General features: G+C 60.6%; 3 protein-coding genes and 1 pseudogene. 1 reads left to right on the forward strand and 3 read right to left on the reverse strand.

All coding sequences use genetic code 11. From position 1 onward, the window contains the following. Window positions 1-131: 131 nt before the first annotated feature. A complete protein-coding gene (gene hisI, locus A2I95_RS32370) occupies window positions 132-503 on the forward strand; it encodes a phosphoribosyl-AMP cyclohydrolase (protein ID WP_291736436.1) in 372 nt (123 codons plus the stop codon). A 45-nt stretch (window positions 504-548) separates the two neighbouring features. Here hisI and gluQRS read toward each other — a convergent pair whose 3' ends face one another. The 3 genes and pseudogenes from gluQRS to A2I95_RS32385 all read right to left on the reverse strand — a co-directional run. Then, entirely contained in the window at window positions 549-1,409 is an 861-nt protein-coding gene (gene gluQRS / locus A2I95_RS32375; protein ID WP_291736438.1) for a tRNA glutamyl-Q(34) synthetase GluQRS, read from the reverse strand. Further along, entirely contained in the window at window positions 1,406-2,020 is a 615-nt protein-coding gene (locus A2I95_RS32380; protein ID WP_027258800.1) for a methyltransferase domain-containing protein, read from the reverse strand. Before A2I95_RS32380 ends, gluQRS begins: the two co-directional genes overlap by 4 nt. Window positions 2,021-2,053: 33 nt before the next feature. Beyond that, a pseudogene (locus A2I95_RS32385) lies at window positions 2,054-2,269 on the reverse strand (FADH(2)-oxidizing methylenetetrahydrofolate--tRNA-(uracil(54)-C(5))-methyltransferase TrmFO); the annotation flags it as partial.

A 2,269-nucleotide genomic window follows, 5' to 3' on the forward strand; every position in this document is an offset into this window, starting at 1 on the left:
CAGCGCCAGAATACGGGTGGAGTACAGTTTGATCAGATCACTTTCGCCAGCCATGTCTTTCCCGGGCTTTCCCTGCTTGGTTCTTCCCCATACATAGGGAGCCGAACAGCAGATGCAAAAGGTTTTTATCCATGACTATTGCCGCGTCCTTTGATCCCGCCAGCCTGGTCTATAATGACGCCGGGCTGATCCCCTGCATTGCGCAGGACGAGGCCTCGGGCGAAGTTCTGATGATGGCCTGGATGAATGCCGATGCGGTGGCCCGCACGCTGGAGACCCGTAAAGTCACCTACTGGTCGCGCTCGCGCCAGTCGTTCTGGGTAAAGGGGGAAACATCCGGCCATGTGCAGGAGCTGGTGGACCTGCGGATAGATTGCGACCGCGATTGCCTGCTGGCGCTGGTGCGTCAGACCGGGGCGGCCTGCCATACCAACCGGCGGACCTGTTTCTATACAGCGGTGCGCGGCGGCGAAGAGATTGAGCTGATGAAACCGATGGGCTGAACAAGGATACGGCCCTGGCGGGCCGTGCCTCCGGCGGGGATATTTTCAGCCAGAAGAAGCGTGCAGGCCGGTCATTTCACGGATGTCTTGCGGGGTGGCGCCCTCGGTGCGGTATTTGGCTATGGCGCGGGCGTCGTCGCGTTTGGCGAGGCGTTTGCCGGTGTCATCGCGGATCAGGCGATGGTGGTGGTAAAAGGGCGTGGGTAAGCCAAGCAGGCTTTGCAGCAGCACGTGGATCTGTGTGGCCTCAAAAAGATCAGCACCGCGTACTGCATGTGTGATGCCTTGATCCGCGTCATCCACAACGACGGACAGATGGTAGGATGTGCCCATGTTCCGGCGCACCAGGATGATGTCGCCAACGGTCATGATCAGTTGTTCCGGGTCCAGGGGATGGATGCCTTCGAACTCCGGGCAAGTTTCGGTGAAGCTGCGTAAATCAGCTGCCTGGACGGCTTTCATCATGTTCAACCGGATCACGTCCTTGTCCGTGGCCTCGGATGCCGGGCGATCGCGGCAGGTGCCTGGGTAGATGCGCCCGTCGGGGCCGAATTGCGGCACCCCTTCTTGCGGGGCGCCTGCGGCGGTTTCGATATCGGCACGGTTGCAGCGGCAGGGATAGGTCAGGCCCATCACTGTCAATTGGTCCAGTACGGCGCGATACCGGGGCAGGCGGTCCGACTGGCGCATTACCGGCTGCGGCCAAGTCAGGCCGAGCCAATCCAGATCCTCAAGAATCTGCGCCTCCCATTCGGAACGCGCGCGGGACTGATCGATATCTTCGATACGCAGCAGGAAGGTGCCGCCTTCCGCCATGGCCATATCGTGTGCCAGGATGGCGGAATAGGCATGGCCCAGGTGCAGCGGTCCGGTTGGCGACGGCGCGAAACGGGTGGTGAATGTCACGCTTTCTCAATTACATAAACTGTGGACTTCAGGTCGATGCCAGGGAGGTGATCCCCGTGTTCCCGGAATAGCAGCCGCGCTGCTGAACAGTCCAGCCATTCATTGAGTTTACCGGTATAGGCCCGGTCCGCCAGCGCATGATCATTGTAGGAGAAGGCAAACAACCCGCCGCGCGGCAAGGCCTGCAGGATCATGTCGAACACCGCAGGCGGTGCCGCACCGGTGCCTAAAACGCCGCAGCCGGTGATCAGCCGGTAGGCACCCTGCGGGATCGGCTTGCTGTCTGTGACGTCAATCTGTGTCAGTGTGCGGTAGGCGCCCTTGCTGCGGGCCTGGGTGATCATCTCGTCAGACGGTTCCATTCCGTCTATGTTTTCAAACCCTTGCATTCTCAGCGCCAGGCCTGACAGGCCGGTGCCGCAGCCAAAGTCGAGAACAGGCACGCTCATGTCCGGCTGAAACTTTGCCAATGCTTCGGCGATACGGCCCGGTGTGGCGTAACCGTTTTCGGCAATTTCGGCGTCATAAGAAGCGGCCCATTGGTTGTAGTGCTCCAGGGTCGCTTCCGGTGTTTCAAGGTCGTAGGCCTTGTCCAGAAACTTTTCGCTCATGTAGCAAGTTTAGGCCCGGCAGCAGCAGTCCGTCTAGGAAAAGTTGCGGAGCCACTCTTGCCAAACGTCCTTGGCGCGGTCGGTGTAGGCCTTGTAGCGGTCCTTGCGGCCGCGGCGGCCGCCTTTGAGGCCGTCAACCGGGCGGAACAATCCGAAGTTCACGTTCATCGGCTGAAAGGTCTTGGCCTCGGCGCCGCCGGTGATGTGAGGGATCAGCGCGCCCATAGCACTGTCCTGGGGAACTTCTGG

The sequence above is a fragment of the Leisingera sp. F5 genome (assembly GCF_001593695.1).

Coding starts and splice junctions, on each gene's coding strand:
- hisI (WP_291736436.1), top strand. CDS start 132: ATGACTATTGCCGCGTCCTTTGATCCCGCCAGCCTGGTCTATAATGAC.
- A2I95_RS32380 (WP_027258800.1), bottom strand. CDS start 2,020: ATGAGCGAAAAGTTTCTGGACAAGGCCTACGACCTTGAAACACCGGAA.